The sequence below is a fragment of the Microbulbifer maximicatervae (SeqCode) genome (assembly GCF_052468095.1).
On sequence record NZ_CP174332.1, the window covers coordinates 4390953 to 4417619 of the forward strand.

Annotated in this window: 24 protein-coding genes; 13 read left to right on the forward strand and 11 right to left on the reverse strand. The window is 53.3% G+C overall.

From position 1 onward, the window contains the following. Positions 1-66 precede the first annotated feature (66 nt). Positions 67-1677, reverse strand: coding sequence for a murein biosynthesis integral membrane protein MurJ (murJ, locus tag ACJJIL_RS19465; protein ID WP_108731696.1), 1611 nt, complete (start codon positions 1675-1677; stop codon positions 67-69). A gap of 468 nt (positions 1678-2145) precedes the next feature. Here murJ and ACJJIL_RS19470 point away from each other — a divergent pair, with 468 nt between their 5' ends. The 4 genes from ACJJIL_RS19470 to rpsT all read left to right on the forward strand — a co-directional run bounded on the left by ACJJIL_RS19470 (position 2146) and on the right by rpsT (position 6203). After that, complete coding sequence (locus tag ACJJIL_RS19470; RefSeq protein WP_108731695.1) at positions 2146-2832, forward strand: OmpA family protein; 687 nt, start codon at positions 2146-2148, stop codon at positions 2830-2832. 211 nt (positions 2833-3043) lie between these two features. Beyond that, positions 3044-3733, forward strand: coding sequence for a proteobacterial dedicated sortase system response regulator (gene pdsR, locus ACJJIL_RS19475; protein WP_108735148.1), 690 nt, complete (start codon positions 3044-3046; stop codon positions 3731-3733). Positions 3734-3768: 35 nt separating this feature from the next. After that, on the forward strand, positions 3769-5793 hold the full coding sequence (locus ACJJIL_RS19480) for an ATP-binding protein (protein WP_445360578.1): 2025 nt from the start codon (positions 3769-3771) through the stop codon (positions 5791-5793). Positions 5794-5936: 143 nt separating this feature from the next. Then, positions 5937-6203, forward strand: a complete 267-nt coding sequence (rpsT, locus tag ACJJIL_RS19485) for a 30S ribosomal protein S20 (protein WP_108731693.1) — start codon at positions 5937-5939, stop codon at positions 6201-6203. A gap of 67 nt (positions 6204-6270) precedes the next feature. Here rpsT and proB read toward each other — a convergent pair whose 3' ends face one another. From proB to rplU, 4 genes are all read right to left on the reverse strand, one after another. After that, entirely contained in the window at positions 6271-7407 is a 1137-nt protein-coding gene (gene proB, locus ACJJIL_RS19490) for a glutamate 5-kinase (protein ID WP_444926607.1), read from the reverse strand. A gap of 70 nt (positions 7408-7477) precedes the next feature. Continuing rightward, positions 7478-8686, reverse strand: coding sequence for an Obg family GTPase CgtA (gene cgtA, locus ACJJIL_RS19495; protein WP_445360579.1), 1209 nt, complete (start codon positions 8684-8686; stop codon positions 7478-7480). 189 nt (positions 8687-8875) lie between these two features. Then, positions 8876-9133, reverse strand: a complete 258-nt coding sequence (gene rpmA / locus ACJJIL_RS19500; protein WP_073277572.1) for a 50S ribosomal protein L27 — start codon at positions 9131-9133, stop codon at positions 8876-8878. Positions 9134-9150: 17 nt separating this feature from the next. After that, positions 9151-9462, reverse strand: coding sequence for a 50S ribosomal protein L21 (gene rplU, locus ACJJIL_RS19505; protein WP_444936710.1), 312 nt, complete (start codon positions 9460-9462; stop codon positions 9151-9153). A gap of 249 nt (positions 9463-9711) precedes the next feature. On the opposite strand from rplU, the gene ispB reads away from it, so the two are divergent. Together ispB and ACJJIL_RS19515 are read left to right on the forward strand one after the other, a co-directional pair. Further along, entirely contained in the window at positions 9712-10674 is a 963-nt protein-coding gene (gene ispB / locus ACJJIL_RS19510; protein WP_413664298.1) for an octaprenyl diphosphate synthase, read from the forward strand. A 253-nt stretch (positions 10675-10927) separates the two neighbouring features. Further along, positions 10928-11557, forward strand: coding sequence for a hypothetical protein (locus ACJJIL_RS19515; protein ID WP_445360580.1), 630 nt, complete (start codon positions 10928-10930; stop codon positions 11555-11557). Positions 11558-11648: 91 nt separating this feature from the next. On the opposite strand, the gene ACJJIL_RS19520 is transcribed toward ACJJIL_RS19515, so the two are convergent. Continuing rightward, on the reverse strand, positions 11649-12995 hold the full coding sequence (locus ACJJIL_RS19520) for a phosphohexomutase domain-containing protein (protein ID WP_445360581.1): 1347 nt from the start codon (positions 12993-12995) through the stop codon (positions 11649-11651). Further along, positions 12992-13843 carry a UTP--glucose-1-phosphate uridylyltransferase GalU gene (galU, locus tag ACJJIL_RS19525; protein ID WP_444914821.1) on the reverse strand — a complete coding sequence of 284 codons (852 nt, stop codon included), beginning with the start codon at positions 13841-13843 and terminating at the stop codon, positions 12992-12994. Before galU ends, ACJJIL_RS19520 begins: the two co-directional genes overlap by 4 nt. A 316-nt stretch (positions 13844-14159) precedes the next feature. On the opposite strand from galU, the gene fabA reads away from it, so the two are divergent. Together fabA and fabB are read left to right on the forward strand one after the other, a co-directional pair. Beyond that, on the forward strand, positions 14160-14684 hold the full coding sequence (gene fabA / locus ACJJIL_RS19530; RefSeq protein ID WP_108731685.1) for a 3-hydroxyacyl-[acyl-carrier-protein] dehydratase FabA: 525 nt from the start codon (positions 14160-14162) through the stop codon (positions 14682-14684). A 67-nt stretch (positions 14685-14751) separates the two neighbouring features. Further along, entirely contained in the window at positions 14752-15975 is a 1224-nt protein-coding gene (fabB, locus tag ACJJIL_RS19535) for a beta-ketoacyl-ACP synthase I (protein WP_413664294.1), read from the forward strand. A 59-nt stretch (positions 15976-16034) separates the two neighbouring features. On the opposite strand, the gene ACJJIL_RS19540 is transcribed toward fabB, so the two are convergent. The 4 genes from ACJJIL_RS19540 to ACJJIL_RS19555 all read right to left on the reverse strand — a co-directional run bounded on the left by ACJJIL_RS19540 (position 16035) and on the right by ACJJIL_RS19555 (position 20310). Further along, a complete protein-coding gene (locus ACJJIL_RS19540) occupies positions 16035-16883 on the reverse strand; it encodes a sugar nucleotide-binding protein (protein WP_444918925.1) in 849 nt (282 codons plus the stop codon). A gap of 15 nt (positions 16884-16898) precedes the next feature. Further along, positions 16899-17489 (reverse strand): single-stranded DNA-binding protein, encoded by a 591-nt coding sequence (gene ssb, locus ACJJIL_RS19545; protein WP_445360582.1) that lies wholly within the window; start codon positions 17487-17489, stop codon positions 16899-16901. A gap of 172 nt (positions 17490-17661) precedes the next feature. After that, positions 17662-18813, reverse strand: a complete 1152-nt coding sequence (locus tag ACJJIL_RS19550) for an MFS transporter (protein ID WP_413664292.1) — start codon at positions 18811-18813, stop codon at positions 17662-17664. Between the two features lie 90 nt (positions 18814-18903). Next, positions 18904-20310, reverse strand: a complete 1407-nt coding sequence (locus tag ACJJIL_RS19555; protein ID WP_445360583.1) for a mannose-1-phosphate guanylyltransferase/mannose-6-phosphate isomerase — start codon at positions 20308-20310, stop codon at positions 18904-18906. 159 nt (positions 20311-20469) lie between these two features. On the opposite strand from ACJJIL_RS19555, the gene uvrA reads away from it, so the two are divergent. The 5 genes from uvrA (at position 20470) to ACJJIL_RS19580 (ending at position 26513) form a co-directional block, all read left to right on the forward strand. Continuing rightward, complete coding sequence (gene uvrA / locus ACJJIL_RS19560) at positions 20470-23295, forward strand: excinuclease ABC subunit UvrA (protein WP_445360584.1); 2826 nt, start codon at positions 20470-20472, stop codon at positions 23293-23295. Between the two features lie 88 nt (positions 23296-23383). Beyond that, the gene (locus ACJJIL_RS19565; RefSeq protein WP_445360585.1) at positions 23384-23983 is read left to right on the forward strand and encodes a hypothetical protein; all 600 of its coding nucleotides are present in this window, start codon (positions 23384-23386) and stop codon (positions 23981-23983) included. 65 nt (positions 23984-24048) lie between these two features. Continuing rightward, positions 24049-24798, forward strand: coding sequence for a 5-oxoprolinase subunit PxpA (gene pxpA / locus ACJJIL_RS19570; RefSeq protein ID WP_445360586.1), 750 nt, complete (start codon positions 24049-24051; stop codon positions 24796-24798). Further along, positions 24795-25523 (forward strand): 5-oxoprolinase subunit PxpB, encoded by a 729-nt coding sequence (pxpB, locus tag ACJJIL_RS19575; protein ID WP_445360587.1) that lies wholly within the window; start codon positions 24795-24797, stop codon positions 25521-25523. Before pxpA ends, pxpB begins: the two co-directional genes overlap by 4 nt. A 12-nt stretch (positions 25524-25535) precedes the next feature. Further along, entirely contained in the window at positions 25536-26513 is a 978-nt protein-coding gene (locus tag ACJJIL_RS19580; RefSeq protein WP_282934383.1) for a 5-oxoprolinase subunit C family protein, read from the forward strand. Positions 26514-26667: the final 154 nt, after the last annotated feature.

Here is a 26667-nt window from a genome sequence, read left to right on the forward strand (position 1 = left end):
ACAGTATAGCGGATTCCCACTGGGCGGCCAGAGGCCATATTTATCCAGATATGCCCACTTAATAAACTAACTTGTGGCGCGGAAGTGGCGGGGGCGCAATCCTGAAACCAGTAAAACGGACAGATAGGTCGCTCCCCCAGCAGCTACGATTAGCCCCATACGCCAGGCACGGTCATACCAGGCCCATTCACTCCACTGCGACCACAGGTGCAGGGCCCCGAGCAAAATCGCAACCATCGCCAAATTCGCCAGAAGCAACCTTACCAGGTAAGTGCCCCACCCAGCCTCAGGTTTATAGACATCATCTCGACGCAAGCCTTTATAGAGGAGCCAGGCGTTAATAGCGGCCTGACAAGCCGTAGCCAGTGCCAGGCCCATATGGCCGAGTTTGAAGTAGTAGTTAAGCGGTATCACAAACAGCAGGCTCAACACCATTTTGGCCGAGATAGCAATTAAGCCAAAGCGCACTGGGGTATAGGTATCCTGGCGAGCAAAATAGCCCGGCGCCAGCACTTTAATCAGCATAAACGCCAGCAGCCCCATGGCATAAGCGCGCAGGGACCAGGCGGCCATTTGCATATCGCGCGGCTGCATCTGCCCATACTGAAAAAGGGTTGTCAGGAGCGGCTCAGCCAGTACCACCAAGGCTACAGAAGCGGGCAGGGAAATTAGCGTGACACTGCGCAAAGCCCAGTCGAGGGTATGACGGAACCGGCGGGGGTCTCCGTCAGTGTGCTGCCGCGACAAGCTCGGCAGAATCACCGTTGCCACCGCAACCCCAAACACCCCCAGGGGCAGCTCGGTGAGCCGGTCGGAAAAATAGAGCCAGGAAACACTGCCGCTGGGCAGGAATGAAGCCAGCAGAGTGTCCATCACCAGGCTGATCTGGGTCACTGACACACCAAAAATCGCCGGCGCCATCAGGCGTAAAATTTTACGCACTCCTTTGTGCTGCCAATCCCACTTAGGGCTAGGTAGCAAACCTTCACGAGCGAGAAAAGGCAGTTGAAACAGCAGCTGCACCACCCCCGCAACAAAAACGCCCCAAGCCAGCGCCATAATTTGCGGATCAAACCAGCTGGTAGCAACAGTCGCCGCAGCAATCAAAACCAAGTTGAGCATCACCGGGGTTAGCGCCGGAATCGCAAAACGATCGAAAGTATTGAGTATTGCCCCGGTAAATCCCGCCAGGGAAATCAGCATTAAATAGGGAAAAGTGATCTGCAACATATCGGTAGCGAGATCGAACTTCTCACGCTCACTGCCGTCCCACCACCAGCCAAAAGCAAAAATACCCGTCACTAGTGGAGCGCAGAGAACACCAAACAGAGTAACCAACAAAAGTACGCCACCAAGAGCGCCCGCAACCCGGTCATTTAACTCTCGCGCAGCCGCCTTACCGCCCTTTTGGCGGTATTCGGCCAGTACCGGCACAAAGGCCTGGGCAAATGCACCTTCGGCAAATAAGCGGCGGAAAAAGTTGGGAATCTTGAATGCGACAAAAAAGGCATCGGCAGCATCGCCCGCACCGGCAAAGCGGGCCAGTGCCACGTCGCGAACCAGCCCGGCCACTCGCGACAGCATAGTGGCAGCACCGACAACGGAACTGCCCCGCAGCAATCTGGAAGCACCAGATTTTTCGACTGCCTGTTCCTGAGCTGGGGATGACTGCGACAAAACTCGGACTCCTGGCGAAAGTTGAAACTTGTTGGCCGGCAAGTCTACCCCAAAACCTGGGGATATATGGGCTCCTCTACAGAGCTGAGGCCCTGCGACTGCGGGACCGCGAGCCTATACTAAGAGCGAGCTAGTCGCGCCACCCATGGAGCTGGTGGTGCGGGGAGAGAAGGGATAACCATTAGTGCTTTGATTATTGCCCTGGTTCTGGCAATTGTGCGGTACATAGCAGCTGTTGATGGCCCCAGCCCCGTCTGTCCATCCACCCCCTGCTATAACTGCGGTCGCCCAGCCCCTTCCAGCTTCTGAGCTGGGTTTCGGAGCGATCGCCATCTTTCGCCACAATTGAGCCGCAGTTGGTCATAGCTGCGCCACGCCAGCGCCTCCTTGGAGCTTTTTAATAACACTCAAACGGGCCACAACAGAACAGGCCCACACGAGTAAGAAAAGCCGCTAAGGAGCAGAACAATGAAAAAAGTAGTGATGGCCGTCGCCCTGGGTTCTCTGATTGCCACCGGAGCCCACGCTAAGGAACAAAACGAATCCAATTTGACTCCGGCCAAGCAGGCCTCAGTCTTTACCGGCTCTGCAATTGCCGGTGCAGCATTGGGTGGGCCCGTTGGCTTTATCGCCGGAGCACTCGGCGGAGCCTGGCTCGGAGAGCAGATCAAGCAAGCAGACGAGGCAGATATGCTGGCAACACAACTGACAGAGAGCCGTGCAGAGCTCAGCAACCTGGCACAGCAATTGGATGCGGCTCAACTGTCCGCGAACGACGCCAGCCAACTGGCCCTGGATTCACTGCAATTCCAAATGCTGTTTACCACTGGGGAGGACGAGCTTCAGGAGGGCCAAATGCATCAGCTGAGTGCCATGGCTGACTTTCTCAAGCGCCACCCCCACCTGCAAATTCACCTGGAGGGACACGCAGATCCTCGCGGCAGCGACGGCTACAACAATGTACTGTCCGATCAACGCGCCCTGAGTGTGGAAGAGGCTTTGGTATCACTTGGAGTTGATGCCTCAAGAATCAGCCGCAGCGCACTCGGCTCCACCTATTCCCAGGCAGCCCGAGGCGATGTAGACGCCTACGCCATGGAGCGCCGCGTCGACATCCGCTTCTCCCTTCCGGAGTCCATGGCGGGAAACTTCTGAGTCAAAGGGGCACGGCGGACAACAAATCCGCATATCCCTTCGCCTTCAAGCCGCACTACATAAGCGTGAGTGGATCGCAAATCCACTCACGCAACTCCAAGCTGATAGAAACCCTGTTGTATTTGCGGGCGCCTTGCGCCCGCCTTTTTGCCTAACCCCTGCAACTTCGTGCATGATTCTCCGCCAGAAAGGAATTAAGTCGGGATTTGTCATGAGTGCAACCATCGCCATTGTCGAAGATGAACGCGCTATCGCAGAAAACTACCGCGATGCTCTGCGCCGCCACGGTTACCGGGTCGATTTATACAGCGCCAGAATTGAGGCCATGGATGCTTTTCGCCAGCGGCTGCCGGACCTGGCCGTGATCGATGTTGGCCTGGGCAGCGAGGTGGAGGGCGGTTTTGAGCTCTGCCGGGAATTGCGCGCTATGGCGCCGAGCCTGCCAATATTATTTCTCACCGCCAGGGACTCAGAGCTGGATATTATTTCCGGACTGCGCCTGGGGGCTGATGATTACCTCACCAAGGATATCTCCCTACCCCATATGCAGGCGCGAATTAACGCCCTACTGCGCCGCGTTAGCGTGCTGCGAGATCAAAACGATGAAGGCGAGAGCTTAACTCAGGGAAAGCTATGGCTGGATATTTCCAGGCTCCATTGCCACTGGGATGAGCAACCCGTGGACTTAACCGTGACCGAATTCTGGATTGTCCACGCCCTGGCAAAAAGGCCCGGCCACGTTAAATCCCGCAGCCAACTAATGGAAGCAGCCCGAGTAGTGCTGGATGACAACACCATCACCTCTCACGTCAAAAGAATCAGGCGCAAATTCCAGGCGCTGGACACCGAGTTTAATGCCATAGGAACCGCCTACGGCATGGGGTATCGCTGGCAGCTGTAAACCGCCATCGGGCGAACAATTTCAAAAATTTAAGTATGAACCTACGCCGCCAACTCTTGCTCGTCAGCCTTGTCGCACTCACCCTGCCCTGGGCCGGCTGCCAGTACCTCCGCCAGGTGGACGACGCCCTAGCACAAGGCCAGATCCAGGCAATTGAAGCAACTGCGGCGGCAATTGCCGCACGCTTGGCCAGTGCCCCCCAGCTTATCGCCCCGGACCCTCAGCGCCTTTCACGCCCACCAGGGGCTCAGCTCTACCTGAATCCCCTATCTCAAGCTCCGAGAGTCGACGGCTATGGCGATGAGTGGCGAGCGCAGCAACTGGAGCCCAGAGCCCTTGAGGACGGGCAGCTAGCCCCTATGGCCCAGGTGACGCTGGGGCAACTGGATAAGCAAGTCTACCTGCTTCTCACTGTTTCGGACTCAACTCCCGCCTACCGGGACCCCCGCACAGGCCTGATCGCTGGTGGTGACACTGTAGAGCTGTTTACCGCTGACCGGCACTACATCCTGCCCGTCGCCAGCCAGGGGACCGCCAGCGCCTTGTGGCACAACCCGAGAGAGGGCCGCTACGAGCGTGAGCTGCGCTTAAGGGGCCGCTGGACAACTTCTGGTGCCGGTTACCAATTGGAACTGGCTCTACCACAAACCCTAACCGGTGGAGCCCTCGCTATCCGCATTCACGACAGGGCAAACAGCAGTGGCTCCTCACCGACTCGAAGCGCCAGCACACTTCCAGCAGATGGTCACCCAGGGCGCTTGGTAAGCCCTCTGCCAGACCTTCAAAGAGAACTCGACCACTTTGCGCGCCCTGGACTGCGCCTCGCAGTAGTGGACAGCGAGGGGTTTCTTCTTGCCAGCAACGGACAACTACAGCTGGCAGATTCCGAGAGCAATTCGTGGCTGAGAGACTGGGCTTATCGCAAATTGCTTTCCAGAGAGGATTTGCCACAGCTGCCGGAAAATAGCTTGCCTCTTCCGACGCCTGACAGCCGTGGCACCCGGGAGCAATGGTATTCAGGACCGCTGCAATCCCGAATTGGTGCGGTGAGTGTGCCCGTTATCACCCGGGTCGACGAAGTGGTTGAGCGGCCACTTCTGGGGCAAGTCGTCGTCCTGCAATCTGGCGAAGCGATGCAATCAGTCACCGAGGGAGCAGCCCACCGGTTGTGGTTGATCAGCTGCGCCGCGGCCGCTATCGCCCTGCTCTTCCTTTTGGGCTACGCCAGCTGGCTTTCCTGGCGCGTGCGCAAGCTACACCAGGCCGCCCGCAACGCAGTAGATTCCAGCGGCAAACTGCGCGGCAACTTTCCCCATTCAAAGGCAAGCGATGAACTGGGAGACCTAAACCGGGCCTTCGCCAGCCTGCTCGCAGAACTGGACCAATATCACCAGTACCTGCGCACTCTCGCCAGTAAGTTGTCACACGAGCTACGCACACCGCTGGCAGTGGTTCGCTCATCCCTGGATAACCTCGCCGCCGGAGAACTCGACGACCACAGCCGCCGCTATGCAGGGCGGGCTATGGATGGCAGTGCAAGGCTGTCGGGGATTCTCAACAGTCTCTCCGCAGCCAGCAATCTTGAAACCAGCATCCACCAAGCGGAGCGGGAGCCTTTCGACCTGGCAGACCTGCTTGAAGTCATGACACAGTGCTATGGCGATGCTCACAGCGAACACCAATTTACTCTAAACAAACCCACTGGGGAGCTAGCCTGCCACGGCGCACCGGAGTTATTGGCTCAACTGCTGGACAAGCTGGTGGATAACGCATGTAGCTTCGCTCCCGAAGGCAGTGAAATTTGCCTGTCAGTGGCAACAAACAGAGATATGTACCTGATCACAGTGGGCAATGACGGCCCTCTGCTCCCGGAAGGTTACGCTCACAAGCTGTTCGACTCTCTCGTTTCTGTGCGCAACCAGGGCGATAATGCCGGCCACCTGGGGCTGGGACTGCATATCGCAAAACTGATCGCAGACTTCCACGGTGGCTCCTTAAAAGCCCGAAACCGCAGCGACGGCAGCGGTGTAGAGTTCAGCCTGGAGTTGCCGACCGGGTAACCGCCGTTGTGGATTGACAACATATCTGCACCGAGACGCCCGCTATGGTTGACAAACAACCAACTGTGGGGATAATGTCGCGTCCCGATCGGGCCCCAGGGCCTGTTAGTTACAGATTTATAGATTCCAGACAGGAGCAACCGGTGGCCAACTCACCTCAAGCGAAGAAACGCGCGCGCCAGAACGACAAGCGCCGCATGCACAACGCCAGTCTGCGCTCCATGGTGCGCACCTACATCAAGAAGGTAGTTGCGGCCATCGATGCCGGCGATGCGGAAAAAGCAAAAACTGCGTACGCAGAAGCAGTTCCCGTTATTGACCGTATGGCAGACAAAGGCATTATTCACAAGAATAAAGCCGCTCGTCATAAGAGCCGTCTGAACGCTCAGATCAAAGCTCTGGCCGCCTAATCCCTTAGACAGCAGACACAAAAAAGCCCCGCATTGCGGGGCTTTTTTGTATTCGAAACTTGCCAAGTCAGAGCAGGATCAGGTTATCGCGGTGAATCAATTCATCGTCATCCCGATACCCTAAAAGGTCGGCAAACTTCTCCGATGACTGCCCCAGAATCCGACCGCTCTCACTACTGTCATAATTGACCAGGCCCCGCGCTATCTCGCGACCTTCAGCATTCCTGCAAGACACCAGATCTCCGCGCCTGAAATGCCCTTCAACAGCGGTAACCCCCACCGGCAACAAACTGCTACCACTCCCAGTCATAGCTGCCTCGGCACCGGCATCCACTAACAGGGTTCCGCGCACCTGTAACTGTCCAGCGAGCCAGCGCTTACGCGCCGCCAGGGGATCTGCCTCTGGCAGCAACAGGGTACCCAGCTGCTCGCCGGCACAGACTTTATCTATCACTGCCTCCAAGGCCCCGCCAGCGATCACTGTGCGAGCTCCTGAGCGCGCTGCCAACTGCGCTGCGCGCACCTTGGTGGTCATACCACCACGACCCAGACCGCTGCGGGAATCCCCCGCCATCTCGAGCAGCCTGGGATCAAGCGCAGATGCCTCACTAATTAATTCTGCTTCGGGGTTATCGCGGGGATCTTCAGTAAACAGCCCATCCGCATCGGTCAAAATCAGCAGCGCATCTGCCTCAACCAGATTTGCAACCAGGGCTGCCAGGGTATCGTTATCGCCGAAACGTATTTCGTCAGTCACTACCGTGTCATTTTCATTCACGATAGGCACAGCCCCCAGTGACAGGAGCGTGCGCAAGGTGCTGCGAGCATTCAGGTAGCGAGTGCGATTGGAAAGGTCATCGTGATCCAACAGGATCTGAGCGCTGCGAATATCAAAACGGCTAAAAGCCTGCTCATAGACCTGCACAAGGTGGCTCTGCCCCACAGCAGCGGCCGCCTGTAACTGGTGGATAGACTCGGGCCGGCGACACCAGCCCAACCGGTCCATTCCGGCCGCAACAGCACCGGATGAAACCAGAACAACTTCGATCCCTCGACGGCGCAAATCAGCCATCTGCGCAACCCAAGCAGAAATGGCAGCGGTATTCACACCTCGACCATTATCTGTCAGAAGGGCGCTACCAATTTTTACCACCCACCGCTGGGCCTTGGTCAACGCCTGCCGGGACACTGTTGCGGAGTCCATGCTTCCCCCTCAGGACAAGATAACTATTGAGCGAGCCAGACGAACTCAGCAACTGCTCGCTCCACACAATTTAAGAGCGATACTCAACATCCACATCGTGGTCGTCGTCATCATCCCAATCCTCGTCGTCATCCACCTGCCCCTTGGCAGCTTTGCGCTTGGCGCGATGACTCTGTCTCAACTCTTCGATTCGCTCGCGAGCTTCGCGCTGCATTTGACGCTGCGCTTCCAGCTCCGCCACAGCCAAGTCGGGATCTCGCGCCTCGATTTCCTGACGCTCTTCCAGGTAATCCATCAGGCGACCGCCGAGGGCATCGGTGCCCTCCTTGCGAATAGCCGCCACACGGAATACAGGCCCCTCCCAACCCAGGGCATCTACTACCGCCTGACAGCGCTCTTCCAGCTCCGCAGCGGGCACCAGGTCGGTCTTGTTCAATACCAACCAGCGCTCACGCCCGGCCAGGGTCGGGCTAAAGGTGGACAGCTCGCGCTCAATGGCTCGGGCATTCTCCACCGGATCAGAGCCATCAAAGGGAGCCAAGTCAACCAAGTGCAGCAAAACCCGACAGCGAGTTAAGTGCTTGAGGAAGCGAATCCCCAGGCCCGCCCCTTCGGCTGCACCTTCAATCAGGCCGGGAATATCTGCAATCACAAAGCTGCGATGCTTCTGCACTTGCACCACCCCCAAATTTGGCACCAGGGTGGTAAAGGGGTAGTTGGCCACTTTCGGCTTGGCCGCAGAGACGGCGCGAATAAACGTGGATTTGCCCGCATTGGGCAGCCCCAACATGCCCACATCCGCCAGAACCTTCAGTTCGAGCTTGAGGCTGCGCATCTCGCCTTCAGTGCCGTGGGTGGTCTGGCGCGGCGCACGGTTAGTACTGGATTTGAAGCGGGTATTGCCCAGACCGTGGAAGCCCCCCTGGGCCACCAGCTGGCGCTCACCGGCTTCGGTCATATCGCCGAGTGTCTCGCCGGTATCCACATCAATGATCGTGGTGCCCACCGGCACCTTAAGGACCAGGTCCTCACCCTTGGCGCCAGTACAGTTGCGCCCTCGACCCGGCTGACCACTCTCAGCGGCGTAGCGGGGCTGGTAGCGATAATCCACCAGGGTGTTCAGGGAATCATCAGCTTCCAGGTACACGGAGCCGCCATCACCGCCGTCACCGCCATCCGGGCCACCCTTCTCAACAAATTTTTCCCGGCGAAAGCTCAGGCAGCCATTGCCGCCCTTACCTGCCTGCACAGAGATGGGCGCCTCATCGACAAACTTCATAATCACTCCACCGCCACAGCGGTTGTCTCATCCGGTGCGCAGATGCGCGCACTATCATCATACCAGCCGACAAGCCGCCTCCTGTGGGCAACTGCCACCCTAACTTCCCGTCGCGGTCTTTTTGCGACTTTTCCAACAAAAAAGCCCCGCAATAGCGGGGCTTTTTATGAAGCTTGGGCTAATGACCGCTTAAGCAGTTTCGATAGAAACGAACTTGCGGTTGTTGGGGCCCTTAACTTCAAACTTCACAACGCCGTCCGCAGTGGCGAACAGGGTGTGGTCTTTGCCCATACCAACGTTAACACCGGCGTGGAACTTGGTGCCACGCTGACGAACGATGATGTTGCCTGCTGCTACAGACTGGCCGCCAAAGCGCTTCACGCCCAGGCGTTTACTCTCGGAATCGCGACCATTTCGCGTACTACCGCCAGCTTTCTTATGTGCCATGAGTCGTTACTCCTCTCTTATGCCTTGATGCCAGTGATTTTAACTTCGGTGTACCACTGACGGTGGCCCTGGCGCTTCATGGAGTGCTTACGACGACGGAACTTGATGATTTTCACCTTCTCGCCGCGGCCGTGGCTTACCACTTCAGCAGTTACTTTAGCGCCATCTACAATAGGAGCGCCAATGCTGATCTTGTCGCCATCGACAACCATGAACACTTTATCAAAATCAATGGATTCGCCAGTTGCTACTTCCAGCTTCTCCAGGCGAAGAACTTCGCCTTCCTCTACACGGTGTTGCTTGCCACCGCTCTCAAAAACAGCGTACATATTTCTATGCTCCGGTATGGACGACACGAAGCAGCGGGAGGACCAGTAAGTCACTGCTCCGCATTTCGGGAGCTTGCGCCGTGTGTTTAACATCTATTCGCCAAAAGGCCCGCAGACGACCCAATAGCCGCAAAGAGCCCGCAATTGGCGGGGCGCAGATTCTAATCAATTCGCCGGGTTGATACAATAGCGCCCCTTCGCCTTCCGGCCCCCGGGAGGCCTCTGTCTAGTCGTATAAGGAACTCTCACATGCTGCCTTTTCACCGGGTCGCCGCCGAAGACTTTGCTGCGGTTAACCAGCGCATTCTCGATCAACTGCACTCGGACGTTCCCCTGGTGGAAAATATAGGTCACTATCTGGTCGAAGCCGGGGGGAAGCGCCTGCGCCCACTACTGGTACTGCTTTGCGCCAAAGCTTGCGGCTATCAGGGTGAGAACCATATCGATCTCGCCACAATTATCGAGTTTATTCACACTGCTACCTTACTGCACGACGACGTCGTAGACACCTCTGACATGCGCCGCGGCCGACTTACCGCCAATGCCAAGTGGGGCAATGCGCCCAGCGTACTCGTGGGAGATTTCCTCTATTCCCGCGCCTTCCAGATGATGGTTGCCCTGGAAGACATGAGCATCATGGCAATTCTCTCAGAGACCACCAACACCATCGCAGAGGGTGAAGTACAGCAGCTGGTCAACGCCGGTGATCCCGCAGTAAGCGAAGAGAATTACTTCACCGTTATCCACAAAAAGACCGGCGCACTGTTTGAAGCCGCCTGTGAAACTGCGGCCGTATTAGCCAACTGCTCAAGTGAAGAACAAACTGCACTAAAACTCTACGGCCGACACCTGGGACTCGCCTTCCAGCTGGTTGATGACGCTCTTGATTATCGCGGTAATTCGGAAGAGCTGGGTAAAAATGTTGGGGATGACCTGGCGGAGGGCAAGCCGACCCTGCCCTTGATCTACACCATGGCCAACGGCAGCAAGGACCAGGCACTACTGGTAAAAACTGCAATTGAACAGCGCAGCGCGGAAAAGCTCAGTGAAATAGTTGAGGCCATTGAAGCCTGCGGTGCTCTGGACTACACCATGGATCGTGCCCGGGCCGCTGTAGAAGACGCCAAAAAGCAATTGGCCTTTATGCCCGAGAGCGAACAAAAAATCGCCCTGCAGCAATTGGCGAGTTTTGCTATAGAGAGAAACGTCTAGAAGTAAATGCTGCTCGGGCTATATCGATAGCACGGGCAGCGCCGCTACCTTAAGCACAATGTGAAACAACGCAGTTCCCTTCCCCTCGAACAGCTACCAACCCTGACTGGACTCCAAAGTTTATTCGTATCTATTTTCCTCTGCCCCTTCAACACTGGGTACGATTGTTCCTCTTGTTATTTCAAGCGCCAACACCAATTCCTCAGGAGCAAAAATAACGAGAAAAATATAATTGGTATAGAGAGATCAGCACATGAGAAGCTCTACTGCGCTTTATCAGCTTAGAAATTACCCTGAAATGTTCTTAAAAAATAACCTGGTGAGAATTACCGGTACAAAAGATACTGGAGTCATGGATTATCAATTCGGGACCTACACCATGGGCATGGGCGCACCTGGTATCGATAGCCCCAATGAAATTTTTGCTTTCCACCGCCAAGGGGTCTTTATCGAAGATCCACAAACAATCAAAGTCCACCATATTCGCATGATCGATTGGGATGAAGACCTTGCCCTAGATCGCCTTGAACCCTACCAAATGCGCAGCGGTGCCGACATTATGATTACCGGGCAACTCAGTGACTGCTGTTTCTGTATTGGCGGGCGCAATGCAAATATGCCGGCCGTTGCTCATGTTCGCCCAAGGAAAAAGCAAGGACTCAATGGCAAGGCCACACACAATGAAATTATCAACCGGGGAAAGTTCAGGTTTTTAGGTAACGTCACAAAATCCCTTGGGCGCTCAACGCTAAAGCCCCACCATCACATCTACACAGACTACGCCTATGTTATTGGAGTACGGGTTAAGAACCAGTGGCAAATCTTCGCTCAACACGTAAAGACCCCCAAAGGCCCCATCCAAGCTGTCACCCGACTCTTATAATTTCTTCCATAAAACCAGATAAATAACTTTGAGTACCCCCAAACCAAAAAGCCCCGCAGTTGCGGGGCTTTTTAATATTAAAAAACGAGTATCAACCGATAAGCTTAAGCAGCTCCTCTGTTTTCTCCCGCATTAATTCCTCACTTCCCCGGGATTCAACATTCAAGCGAACAACCGGTTCAGTATTTGACATACGCAAATTAAAACGCCACTCGGGGTAAGCGATACTCAACCCATCCACGTGCTCAACGCTGTCAGCTGCAGGTCCATACTTTTCCTCTGCCGCCTTTAACAGTGCTGCAGCATCCTGAACCTTAGAGTTAATCTCTCCCGAACAGGGGAAAGCAGCCATGCGCTCACCAACAAGCTGTGACAGCGATTTACCACTGCGACTTACCAACTCAGCAACCAATAACCATGGAATCATACCGCTATCGCAGTAGGCAAAATCCCGGAAATAATGATGCGCACTCATTTCACCGCCATAAATGGCATCTTCCTTGCGCATGCGCTCTTTAATAAAGGCATGACCGGTTTTACTCTGTACCGGCTCTCCACCAGCAGCGCGGACAATATCCTCGGTATTCCAGAGCAGGCGTGGATCATGAACAACTTTGGCACCGCTGTTTTTTGCCAGGAAAGCTTCTGCCAGCAAACCAACAACATAGTAACCTTCAATAAAATCACCACTTTCATCGAAGAAAAAGCAGCGATCAAAATCACCATCCCAGGCTATACCAAAATCAGCACCGCTTGCCCGCACTGCCTCGGCAGTAGAATTGCGGTTTTCTGGCAAAATTGGGTTGGGAATACCGTTGGGAAAGTTGCCGTCGGGCTTGTGGTGAACTCGCACAAACTCAAATGGCAGGTGTGGGGCCAGCGCATCAACAACCGCCCCCGCACCACCATTACCGGCATTAACCACCAATTTTAATGGTTTCAATGCAGTATTATCGATATACCCCAATAAGTGCTGCACAAAATCAGCGCGGTGTTCAAAGCGCTGCAAAGTGCCTCTTTGCTCAACCGGAGCAAAGTTGTTTTCTTCTGCCAAGCGCTTAATATCCAGTAGACCGGTATCACCACTGATTGGACTACTGCCTGCACGGACAAACTTCATGCCGTTGTAGTCCATAGGATTGTGACTAGCAGTAACACAAATACCGCCATCAAAGTCCCCGTGGAAATTGGCAAAGTAGACCTCTTCTGTACCGCACTCGCCGATATGGAAAACATCGGCACCCGCATCTCGCAATCCATTGACCAGCGCATCTGTCAGCTCGCCACTGGTAAGCCGAATATCATGCCCAACAACTACTCGACGAGCATTCAGGAACTGGGCAAAGGCACGCCCCACTCGATATGCAACATCGGTATTAAGTTCATCGGGAACACGGCCGCGAAGGTCATAAGCCTTAAAGCAAGTCAGCTCACTCACTTGCTTTTCTCCTCAGCAGCCTGCTCTGGCAAATACACATTTTCGTAAACGTGGTTAGTAGCATCAATAAAGCCTTCTACAGAACCACAGTCAAAGCGGCGACCTTTGAAGGCATAGGCTAATACACAGCCCTGCTGAGCTTGCGCCATCAGCGCATCGGTAATTTGAACCTCACCATTTTTGCCTGGAGGAGTATCTCGGATCAGATCAAAGATATCCGGTGTCAGGATATAACGACCAATAATCGCCATATTACTAGGGGCATCTTCCGCTGCAGGCTTCTCAACCATATCAGTGACTTGATACAGACCAGGCTTAATCTCATTACCACCGATCACACCAAATTTATGGATCTGCTCCTTCGGCACCTCCTCCACCGCAACAATACTGCAGCGGAATTGCTTGTAAAGCTGAACCATTTGCCCCAAAACACCCATATCTTCATTTAGACACAGATCATCAGCCAACACGACGGCAAAGGGTTCGTCACCAACCAGACGATGACCTTGCAAAATAGCGTCACCCAGGCCTCTCATTTCGCCCTGACGCGTATAAGAAAAGCTCGCCTTATCGATCACTTTGCGCACTGAGTCCAGGTAACGTTCTTTACCGGTACCGGCGATCTGGTGTTCCAGCTCAAAGTTGGTATCAAAGTGATCCTCAATCGCGCGCTTGCCTCGTCCTGTGACAAAACCGATCTCAGTCAGCCCTGCCTCTATAGCCTCTTCAACGCCATATTGAACCAATGGCTTATTCACCAGCGGTAACATTTCTTTCGGCATTGCCTTGGTGGCAGGAAGAAAACGAGTGCCGTAACCGGCAACAGGAAATAGGCATTTCTTGAGCATTCTGCTCCCCCAATCAATTTAAAACAGCGCACCCCGCGCAGGGCTGGCAACTTATCATAGCGTCGCAATGCAAGCACTTACACTTGATAACGTTAAACTTGGCCCAAAATGTGAATTCCCCGAGGATAAACACCAAAACTATACGAATATGTTGAGGAATTAATACGCTAAATAGGTGGGATTTGTGAAGACAATTCTCACGCCAGTCACAAAAAGCGTCTTGACCGACTGGACAAGCAACGCACAGCCCTTAGAATGCCCGCTCTTGCAAAAGTGTCCAATCTCAATTGCATAACCACCCACTAACGGGGAAATGATGAGTAATTTTGTACAAAAAAGTGAGTATACCAGAGAGGAGCTCCTGACTTGCTCCCGTGGCGAGATGTTCGGCCCAGGCAACGCCCAGTTGCCGGCTCCCAATATGTTGATGCTCGATCGTATCACCCATATATCCAAGGAAGGTGGTGCTTTCGGCAAGGGAGAGTTGATCGCTGAGCTCGACATTCACCCCGATCTATGGTTCTTCGACTGCCATTTCCCCGGCGATCCCGTAATGCCTGGGTGCCTAGGCTTGGACGCCATGTGGCAGCTGCTGGGCTATTTCCTTGCCTGGAAAGGCAACCCCGGCCGCGGTCGCGCACTGGGCTGTGGTGAAGTTAAATTTACTGGCCAGATCCTCCCCACCAGCAAGAAGGTGACTTACCATATTCAGATGAGCCGGATTGTTGAGCGCAGGCTTGTTATGGGTATTGGCGACGGCAGTGTCTCTGTGGATGGAAGAGAAATTTACACAGCAAAGGATCTTCGCGTAGGCTTATTTACCCGTACGGACAATTTTTAAACTCGTTTAAGACTAATACCGGTAGAAACCATCAGTCCTCTGCCGACAAGCTATGCTGGAGATCACTATGCGTCGGGTCGTCATTACCGGAATGGGTATCACTTCCTGTATCGGTACCAACACTAAAGAAGTCACCGAGTCACTGAAAACTGGTCGAAGCGGCATCCGCTTCCAAGAAGAGTATAAGGAGCTCGGCCTGCGCAGCCATGTGGCTGGGCCTGTGGACATCGATTTCAAAGAGCATATCGATCGCAAGCAACTTCGCTTTATGGGCGACGCTGCAGCCTATGCGTACATTGCCATGCGTGAAGCAATCGAGATGTCGGGCCTGCAGGAGGAGCAGATATCTAATCCGCGCACGGGTATCGTGATGGGCTCTGGCGGCACATCCACTCAGCAGATTATTGACGCTGCACATACTCTGAAGGAAAAAGGTGTTCGCCGTGTAGGCGCCTACCGCGTGCCCCAGGTAATGAACAGTACCGTTTCCGCATGCTTAGCCACTCCATTCAAAATCAAAGGGGTGAACTACAGTATTTCCTCCGCTTGCGCTACCAGTGCCCACTGTATAGGAAACGGAGCTGAGCTTATCCAGATGGGTAAGCAGGATGTAGTGTTTGCTGGCGGTGGTGAGGAACTAGCCTGGAGTTTGACTCACTTGTTTGACGCTATGGGCGCCCTCTCAAGCAAATATAACGATACTCCGACAAAAGCATCACGCCCCTACGATGCCGATCGCGATGGCTTTGTGATCGCCGGTGGTGGTGGCTGTCTGGTACTCGAAGAAATGGAGCACGCCGTGGCTCGCGGTGCGACCATCTATGCGGAGCTGACCGGTTACGGCGCAACTTCCGATGGTTACGATATGGTTGCCCCAAGCGGTGAAGGCGCCACCCGCTGTATGCAGCAGGCTCTGGCCGGTATGGACGGCAAAGGCCTGCAGGGTAGCGTGGACTATATCAACACCCACGGCACCTCTACACCCGTAGGCGATGTCGCCGAATTGAAAGCCATGCGCGAAGTCTTCGGGGATACCGTTCCGGCATTCGCCTCTACCAAATCTCTGACAGGCCACTCTCTGGGAGCTGCAGGGGTTCAGGAGGCCATTTACAGCCTGCTGATGATGCAGAATAACTTTATTGCTGCATCAGCCAATGTAGAGAACCTCGACCCCGCTGCGGAAGGCATGGACCTTGTCCGCCAGCTGCGTGAGACTGAAGTCAAACGGGCTATGTCCAATAGCTTTGGCTTTGGCGGAACTAATGCTTGCCTGATATTCGATAAAATCTAATCGAAATAAAAAGGGCGCCGCGAGGCGCCCTTTTTATTGACTGCACAACAGAAACCAAACTATTCCGGAGTCGCGTGCAAGCGCTCCAACCACAGCTCAACCTGGCGTGTCAGTCCCTGTCTCCAGCTCCGCTGCTGAACACCAAAGACATCTCGCAGCTTGCCACATGAAAGTACTATGCTGCGATCCCGCTTTTCTGCCTCATCCCCTAATGAAGTAAATTGCGCAAAGCGCTCTTCATCGTAAAAAGCCTGGGCGCGCTCGACCACCTCCAGGGCAAACTCCATCGCTGTGCAGCTATCAGAACTACCGTAGTGGTAAACACCTCCTGCCTTAGCCCCGCTAGCGAGCTGCTGGGCAACCGCCACTGCGACACGAGCCATATCCACCACTGTTACTGGGTTGCCGCTGTTCCTTCCATCCAGGGCTAAAGGCTCCCCAGACACAAAGTTGCGTAAAATACGCCCTAACAAGGCATCCTGACCACTATCCACCATCCAGCCAAAACGCAAAATCGTCAGGTTTTGCAGCCCATTAAAGGCATCTTCGCAGGCCAGCCATTCGCGTCCACTCGGGGACTGTGGTTCTGCGGGCTCATCCTCGTCATAGCGGCGGCGCTCACCGCCAGAAAAAACTTGGTAGGATGAGAGGTGAATAATATATTCACAGGGTGCAGCACAAAGCCGCTTACTCACCAGCAGTGACTCCGGCATGCCTCGATTGTCGGCACAGGCGGAGGCATTAATCACAATTGAGCCCGGTCTCAATTGATCGATTTCCCCAGGGGTCAACTGCTGTATGCGAAAGCCTGCGCGCTGCAGTCTTTTTTGCAGCGCACCATCAATCTCATTACCAGCTGTGATAATGGCGACGGTATCCGGCATATAACCTGTATTCAATTCAGACACTGGTAAATCCAGTTCTTAGAACGGGATATCGTCATCAAAGCTATTATCGAAACCACCGGCAGGACCTTGGTTCGGCTGTTGCTGGGGCTGCTGGTTAGCTGGTGCCATCGGTGAGGGAGCGGTACGCCCCTGCCCGTATGCCTCCTGGCCGCCCTGTTGGTCAAAACCGCTGGAACCACCCATCGGCTGGCCGCCACCCATTTGGCCACCTGCGGCTGCGCCCATTCCAGCGCCACCCATACCCTGACCAAAGCCGCCCTGCTCACCGCGACCGTCCAGCATCTGCATTTCGCTGGCAACGATTTCAGTGGTGTAGCGGTCCTGGCCGGAATTCTTATCCTGCCACTTACGGGTGCGTAGAGAGCCCTCTACATAAACTTTGGCCCCCTTGCGCAGGTACTCACCGGCGATCTCAGCCAGGCGGTTAAAAAATACTACGCGATGCCACTCAGTGCGCTCCTGCTGCTGGCCAGTCTGCTTGTCTTTCCAGCTCTCACTGGTAGCCAGGCTGATGTTGGTAACAGCACCGCCACTCGGCATATATTTGGTTTCCGGGTCATTCCCCAGATTACCGATCAGAATTACTTTATTAATACCCCTGGCCATGGCCCTCTCCTCTCGTCAACCCGGGCTCCACCCGGGGCAATAAACTATTTAAACAATCAATTAATCTATCAAGTGTTATGAAATACCGTCAGTGCTACATTGCACCATCGGTAAATATTGTATTTTTATCCAGTAGGATACAATAGCGGCTCAGTGTTAGTAAGCGCTACCTTCACGCTCTCTCGCGCAAACCCCACCACAGCAACATCCATAGCAGCAGCACCGCCAAGCCCAGAGCAGCAACTGCGGAAGCGCCCCCCAGACCGAACAGCAGGCCACCCAGGCTACCGCCGACAAAGGTGCCAAAGAACTGTAAAGTCGCATAGAGCCCCGTAGCTGCACCTCTCGCTTCCGCCGGAGCCTTCCTGGTTAGCTGCGCCGGCAACAGGGCTTCAAGCAGGTTGAAACCGGTGAAGAACACTGCCAGCAAGACTACCAGCACCCAGGTGCTTGCAGACAACAAGGCCGCACTGCCACCGATCAAAGCTAAACAAGCAAAATTAAGCGCAAAAGGCACCCGATCACTTTTCTCTGCCGCCCTCATCATTGGCAACATCACCAGGAAGGTGCCGAGCATTAGCGGCCCATACAGTTTCCAGTGTTCGCTCGCCGGCCAATCCAATCTATCGACTAGCACCAATGGCAAGGCGACAAACAATGCCGTGAGCAACAAGTGGGAGAAAAAGGCCCCAGAAACCAAGCGCCAAACAAGACCACTTTTAACTACCGAACGAAAACCACTGCCATAAACCGCGGGCCGCCGAGCCGCCTCCGGAGTCGGCACCAGGCGCCAAACCAATAATCCACCCAGCAGTGCTAATCCAGCAGTGACCCAGAAAATTGCCGGCAAGCCGCCCACACCGGCCAGCGCCGGCCCCAGGATCACCGCCAGCATAAATGCAACGCCAATAGACGCTCCGATAATCGCCATCGCAATACCGCGCTTTTCATCGCGGGTTAAGTCGGCAACCAGCGCCATCACAGCAGCGGCAATAGCACCACAACCTTGCAGTACCCGCCCCACAATAAGGCCGTAAACCGAATCTGTCAGCGCAGCGATGACACTGCCCAGGGCAAACAGTGCAAGGCCGGTATAAATGACCGGCTTGCGCCCCCAACGATCGGACAGGAGCCCCAGAGGAATTTGGAGTATCGCCTGACTCAGGCCATAGGCACCCATTGCCAGCCCCAGCAGCATGGGCGTGCTATCACGATAGCCCTCGCCGTACACAGTGAGAACCGGCAGGACCATAAACAGGCCCAGCATACGAAAGACATACAGGGAAGCCAGCCCACCCAGGGCGCGGCGCTCAATGGAATTCATGCAAATCCCGGAACAGCATCAAATAGGGCGCGCATTGTACAGTGAGCCGCCTCCCGGCTGTAGGGGAAACAGCACAACTTTTATCCACAACTAGTTACGACCGTACTCATCATCGAGGCGGACAATGTCATCCTCCCCGAGATAACTGCCGGATTGCACCTCGATCAGCTCCAAGGGAATCGTACCGGGGTTCTCCAAACGGTGGACCACCCCCAGGGGGATATAAGTCGATTGGTTCTCGGTTATCAGGACCTCTTCTTCACCCCGGGTAACTTTCGCAGTTCCCTGCACCACAACCCAGTGTTCAGCGCGGTGGTGATGCATCTGCAGGGATAGCTGCTGGCCCGGCTTCACCACAATACGCTTCACCTGAAAGCGTGGACCCGCATCAATCGAGTCGTAGTAGCCCCAGGGCCTATATACCTTGCGGTGCCTTTGGGCCTCACTGCGGCCAGTGCTCTTGAGGTTACTGACCAGTTTTTTGACTTCCTGGACCCGCTGCCGGTCTGCGATCAGAAGCGCGTCGTCAGTATCGACAACCACCAGGTCGGATACACCGAGAAGGCTGACCAAGCGGCTCTCACCACGCACCAGGCAGCGCTGGGAGTCTTCTAGCAACACATCACCCTGGAGCAAATTGTCATTGGCATCGCGTTTTGCCAGCTCCCACAGCCCCTGCCAGGAGCCCACATCGCTCCAACCCGCATCCATTGGTACAACTGCAGCGGATTCAGTCGGCTCCATCACTGCGTAATCCACAGACTCATCTGCGCAGGCTGCAAAAGCCTCTCTATCCACCCGGGTAAAATCCAGATCCCTCGCGGCACTCTTATAGGCATTGCCGCAGGCTGCGAGAATATCTGCACGGTACCGCTCCAACTCCTCCAGATAGCGGGAGGCGCGGAACAGGAACATGCCACTGTTCCAGGAGTAATCCCCGGATGCCAGGTAAGATTCAGCAGTTTCAGTGTCCGGCTTTTCGACGAACTCCGCCACTTTCCAAGCAGTTTCCGCCAATTTATCCCCGCGCCGAATGTAGCCGTAGCCGGTCTCCGCCCGGGTCGGCACAATACCAAAGGTGACCAGATGCCCCTGCTCAGCCAGGGCTCGGGCCGACTCTACAGACTCCTGAAAATTTGCCTCGTCGGAAACGGCGTGGTCTGCCGGTAATACCAGCAGCAAAGGGTCAGCTCCTGACTCCAGTGCTGCCAGGGCAGCCAAGGCAATAGCCGGTGCAGTATTCCGCGCGCAGGGCTCCAGCAAAATGGACTGGGCACCGTGGCCGATTTCCTGCAATTGCTCGGCAGCGGCAAAACGATGCTCTTCATTGCATACCAGGATCGGCGCCTGTAATGGCTCAATGCCCTCCAGGCGCCTTACGGTTGCCTGTAACATCGTTTCACCACCGATAAGGGGTAAGAACTGTTTAGGGTAGGCCTCGCGAGAGAGTGGCCACAGGCGCGAGCCAGTGCCACCACAGAGAATCACAGGAATCATCGAATGCTATCTGCCTGAATGTCGGGTATTGCGAAAGACAATTTTCGCACATCAGGTGGCGAGTTTATACTTGACTGTTTTTCCGGCACCGCAGTTGTGATCGCCCCGCGCGGAGCAAGTCCGAGGCCCGGCCCAGTATTAGCAGCATATAGGTAGAGCGTGGACACGATTTATGTAAGGGGTGCTCGCACCCACAACCTGAAGAATATCGATCTGGACATTCCCCGCGATAAACTGATCGTTATCACCGGCCTGTCCGGTTCCGGCAAATCTTCCCTGGCCTTTGACACCCTCTACGCAGAGGGACAGCGCCGCTACGTGGAATCACTCTCCACCTACGCCCGTCAATTCCTGTCGATGATGGAAAAGCCGGATGTGGATACCGTCGAGGGGCTATCACCGGCAATTTCAATCGAGCAGAAGTCCACCTCTCACAACCCCCGCTCCACTGTAGGTACCATCACAGAGATCTATGACTACCTACGGCTGCTATTTGCCCGGGTTGGAGAACCCCGCTGCCCCGAGCACGACGAACCCCTGCAAGCCCAGACGATCAGCCAGATGGTGGATCAGGTACTGGCTTTACCGGAAGGCAGCAAGATTATGTTGCTGGCGCCGGTAGTTCGCGATCGAAAGGGTGAGCACCAGCACGTATTTGAACAATTGCGCCGGGACGGATTTGTGCGAGCACGGATCGACGGAGTTATCTGTGACCTGGACGACACCCCCAAGCTGGATAAGCGCCGCAAGCACACCATTGAGGTGGTGGTAGACCGCTTTAAGGTGCGTGAGGACCTGCAACTGCGTTTGGCGGAGTCCTTCGAAACTGCCCTGAATCTCACCGACGGTATCGCCTCCATCAGTTTTATGGATGGAGACCAGGAAGATCGCCTCTTCTCTGCCCGCCACGCCTGCCCCGTCTGTGATTACTCACTGGATGAGCTGGAACCGCGTCTGTTCTCCTTCAACAACCCCGCGGGTGCCTGCCCCAGTTGTGACGGCCTGGGCGTCAAACAGTTCTTCGATGAAGACAAGGTAATTATCGATTCGGAAAGCAGTATTTCCGAGGGCGCCATTCGCGGTTGGGACAGACGCAACATTTACTATTACCACATGCTCGACTCCCTCGCCGAGCACTACGGTTTCGATCTGGATAAGCCCTGGAAAAAATTACGCAAAGCCCACCGCAAGGTTATCCTGCAGGGCAGTGGCGACGAAGAGATAGACTTCAGCTACGTCAATGATCGCGGCGATGTCACCGTGCGCCAGCACACCTTCGAGGGCATTATCCCCAACTTCCAACGCCGCTATCGGGATACCGAGTCCCAATCGGTACGGGAGGAGTTAGCCAAGTATCTGAGTACACAAAAATGCCCAGAGTGCCACGGTACCCGCCTGCGCCGCGAGGCCCGTCATGTCTTTGTGGATAACCGCACCCTGGCGCAAATTACTGAGCTGCCTGTAGGCGATGCGTTCGAGTATTTCGACCATGAGCTGGCTTTTAAAGGCGCCCAGAAAGAGATTGCCGATAAGATTCTCAAAGAGCTTCGCGATCGATTCCGCTTCCTCGTCGATGTCGGCCTGAATTACCTAAACCTAAACCGCAGTGCAGAAACCCTCTCCGGCGGCGAAGCACAGCGCATTCGCCTCGCCAGCCAGATCGGCGCCGGCCTCGTGGGCGTAATGTATATTCTCGACGAGCCCTCTATCGGCCTACACCAGCGGGACAACGAGCGCCTGCTCAACACCCTTACCCACCTGCGCGATATCGGCAACACGGTTATTGTGGTGGAGCACGATGAGGATGCCATTCGCAGTGCCGACTTTATCGTCGATATTGGCCCCGGTGCCGGAGTCCATGGTGGAGAAGTCGTGGCAGCGGGTACCGCCGATAAAATTACCAAATGCAAGAAATCCCTAACCGGTCAGTACCTCTCCGGCAAAACGAAAATTGCCGTACCGGAAGAACGCTACGTACCCGACCCGGACTATTTGTTGCGCCTCGAAGGGGCCAGTGGAAATAATTTACAGGACGTCGATCTGGAGATCCCAGTAGGATTATTTACCTGTGTAACCGGTGTATCGGGCTCTGGTAAGTCCACCCTGATTAATACAACACTCTATCCACTTGCCGCCACTGCACTTAACAAAGCAACAACCCTTAAGGCCTCTCCCTATAAAGAAGTACACGGTCTGGAGCACTTCGACAAATGCGTGGATATTGATCAGAGTCCTATCGGGCGCACTCCTCGCTCAAACCCGGCAACTTATACCGGTATTTTTACCCCAATTCGCGACTTGTTTGCTGGCACCCAGGAAGCCCGCTCACGGGGCTATAAACCTGGACGCTTCAGCTTTAACGTCAAGGGTGGGCGCTGTGAAGCCTGCCAGGGCGACGGGGTGATTAAGGTAGAAATGCACTTTTTGCCGGATGTCTATGTACCCTGTGATACCTGTCACGGCAAGCGCTACAACCGCGAGACCCTGGAGGTACACTACAAGGGCAAGAATATCCACGAAGTATTGGAAATGACCGTGGAAGATGCACGGGAATTCTTTGACCCTGTGCCCGCAATCGCGAAGAAGTTGCAAACCCTAATGGATGTCGGCCTCTCATATATCAAGCTAGGCCAGGCTGCCACCACTCTCTCAGGTGGTGAAGCCCAACGGGTAAAACTCTCCCGCGAGCTATCCAAACGAGACACTGGGCAAACCCTGTACATCCTCGACGAACCGACTACCGGCCTGCACTTTGCCGATATCCAATTACTGCTGGATGTTCTGCATCGCCTGCGCGATCACGGCAATACCATCGTAGTGATCGAACACAATCTGGACGTGATCAAAACTGCAGACTGGATTGTAGACCTGGGCCCGGAGGGTGGCTCTGGCGGCGGGCAAATTATTGCCACGGGGACACCTGAGGATGTTGCAGAAATGGACATTTCCCATACCGGGCGCTTTCTTAAAACCATGCTGAACTAATTGAATAGGAAAGGATGCCAATCTATAGACCGGCATCCTTTCTTGCTCAATTCACTTAAAAATAACTAGTAGGTAGGTGCGACAAGATATGAAGTTATTCAATCGCGACCGCTTAAACTCAGTGATCGCAGTAAGTGCAATTATGATTTCTCTGGCATCCTTCTATGCCACCTATTTACAAGCCAGAGCTGCCAATCAACAAGTCAAAATAATGACAATGCCTGTTATTCAGTTCAGCCATGGCAACTATGACGAGGAGAGCAATCAAAGCAAAATTACATTTGGCTTTCGCAATGCTGGGGCCGGCCCTGCCATCCTAAAATCCGTTAGCTTTAAATATAAAAATGTAGAATACTCAAGCACCCATGATTTTTTGCGCGCCTGCTGTCAGGAAGAGCATAAAATGATGAAAAATAAATTTAATAGAAACTATAAAAATCACCACCCACCCCTTGACGAAGGCTTTCAAAGCTCTTCAGAAATAAATGAAGTTATCATTCCCTCACAGTCGGAGTACCCTTTCTATTCTTTAAGTCGTGGCACTGCAACTTCTGAACTATGGGAAAAAATTAATCAAGAAAGATGGAACCTTTCAATTTCCGCCTGCTTCTGCTCCCCACTGGGAAATTGCTATGAATCAAATTCAAAGAAAATCTCTATGGAAGTAAATCAGTGCCCTGACAATTAACCACTTTAATAGGCAGATTCTTAGCGTTAAAACCCATTCAAAATATATACAGGCAGGATGCCACAGTGAACATTGATATCAACTGCGATCTGGGTGAAGGTGCTGATTTACGCAGCTGTGACAGGGACGCCCAAATCATGCCGTTTATTTCCCGTTGCAATATAGCTTGCGGCGGTCACGCTGGCACTCCCGAGATCATGGGTAGATCAATCGAAAACGCCCTAAAAAATAGTTTAAAAATCGGTGCGCACCCCAGCTACCCCGACAGGGAAAATTTTGGCCGCAAATCTCTAGTTATTCCTCAAAATAAATTACTCGACTCTCTTTGCGCACAAGTAAACCAACTAGAAAATATCGCGCGTAGCCTAGGAGCAACTTTAGACCATATTAAACTACACGGCGCTCTCTACAATGATACAGAGTCAAACAGAGAACTCGCTAAAAGTATTATTACCCTACTCGACAAAGAATATCCTTCACTGAAAATTATTGGGTTAGCCAACGCTGCCATGCAGTTCGCTGCTGCCAAACAAAATAAAACATTTATTCGCGAAGGATTTATGGACAGGCAATACCTCAGCAAAAACCAACTAGCTCCACGCTCAATGGCGGGTGCTGTTATTGCTGAGACAGGACAGTGCTTAGAGCGGGCTATCTGCTTGGCAAAGGGCTTAGAATTTAACGATTATCATGGTGAAAAATTACAATTCTCTGTGGATACCATCTGCCTCCACGGCGATAATCCCCAAGCGCCCATTATCGCCAGACAACTTAACCAACATCTCAATGCAAACGGCGTGAGTATAGCTCGGTGACACACCCTGCCCCCCATATACCACTAGCTATTACCATTAACGGAGATTGTGCAGTAGATATCCGCTTTTCCGGCAAACCATGCAAAGCTCTTAGCCGGACAATTATCGGTTTAAGAACGGCTCTATTAAATGAAGTGCATCCAGGTATCATTGATATCATCCCTGCATACCAGTGCTTAACTGTTATTTTCAATCCTTCCCTATGGGATCACAAAACCTTATACCAATTACTCACTAAAACTACCGAGGACTTTCTAAACAACCCTGCCCCCTTCACCAGTAGATCACGTATAGTGCGTATTCCCGTATGCTACGAAGAAGGCTTTTCTCCAGACATTGAGGCATTATCAGAACATACCAAATTATCGTCACAGGAAATCATCAAACGACATACCGCACAACGTTACTTAGTGCATATGTTGGGCTTTACTCCAGGCTTCTTATACCTTGGCGGACTTGACCCAAAGCTATATTGCCCCAGAAAAGAAACTCCCCGAACCAGAATTCCCGCAGGCGCTGTCGGGATAGGTGGAGAACAAACAGGCATCTACCCACAAGCTACACCGGGGGGATGGCAAATTATTGGCCAGACACCCCTTAGTCTTTTTCAACCTGCGGAACCCTCCCCATTTATCGCTGCACCTTTAGATGAAATTGAATTTTATGCAATAGATTCTCAGCAATTTCATATACTCTCGCAGAGTACTAAAGGTAGTTCACCCTAAAAAGGAGGGTCTATGGGTATTCACTTTCTTCGAGCAGGGCTACAGACAAGTATTCAGGACCTGGGTCGTCCAGGCATGATGCACTGTGGAATTCCATGGGGAGGTGCTGCCGACCCACTATCGATGAAAATAGCCAACCTGTTATTAGGAAACCCGTTAGGGCACCCAACCTTTGAGATCACCCTGCTCGGCCCTAGAATCGAATTCCTCTGCAATCTCACTATCGCTATAGCCGGAGGCCAATTCAGAGGCTCCTTAAATAACGAGTCAATTGATAATTTCCGAACCTATAGGGTTAAGCCTGGTGATATTTTGGATATAGCTCAAGCTATTTCCGGTGCAAGAATCTACCTTGCGATTTCTGCCAAGATAGACGCACCCAATATCTTAGGTAGCTCTGCAACTCACATTATTAGTAAATTTGGCGCAAATAGTGGCAAACCGATCACATCTAACGAAGTCATCCACTTTAAAGAAGTCCACACCGCAAAAGAATCTGTACTAAATAAAAGATTTCACCTTCACTACTCACATAATTCAAAGCTACGGCTAGTGGCTGGACCAGAGAGCAACTTATTTTCCAAGAAATTTATTGAACACTTTTACGGCTCAACCTATCTGGTTTCTACCCAAAGCAATCGTATGGGCATTCGTCTATCCACTAAAAACAATTCTACAATTCATAAAATTACAAACGGAAAGACACAACTATCATCAGCAGGACTCTATCCCGGCAGCATTCAAGTACCACCCGATGCCAATCCTATTATTTCCTTTATTGAGGGACAGACTATTGGCGGGTACCCCCGAATAGGCCATATTATAAAATCGGAACTTCATCGCCTGGGCCAGCTAGCCCCAAAAAACAAAATCACATTTCAAGAAATAAGCATTGAAGAATCGCGCGAAATTTTCAAAAAGAAACAAGACCTAATTAAAAAACTCCAACAGAGCCTGAATCTTAAACACAGGGAGGCACTATCCCTTTAATACAAGCATAAAAATTATCAGATACAGAACTATTTAGCGCTCAAAAATAACACCATAAAGTATAAAATAAAAATTACGCCAAAATATACAAAATAATTTTAATAAAAGTTTAAATGGAATATTTTTGAGCAAAAACAGAAGAAATATAACAGAA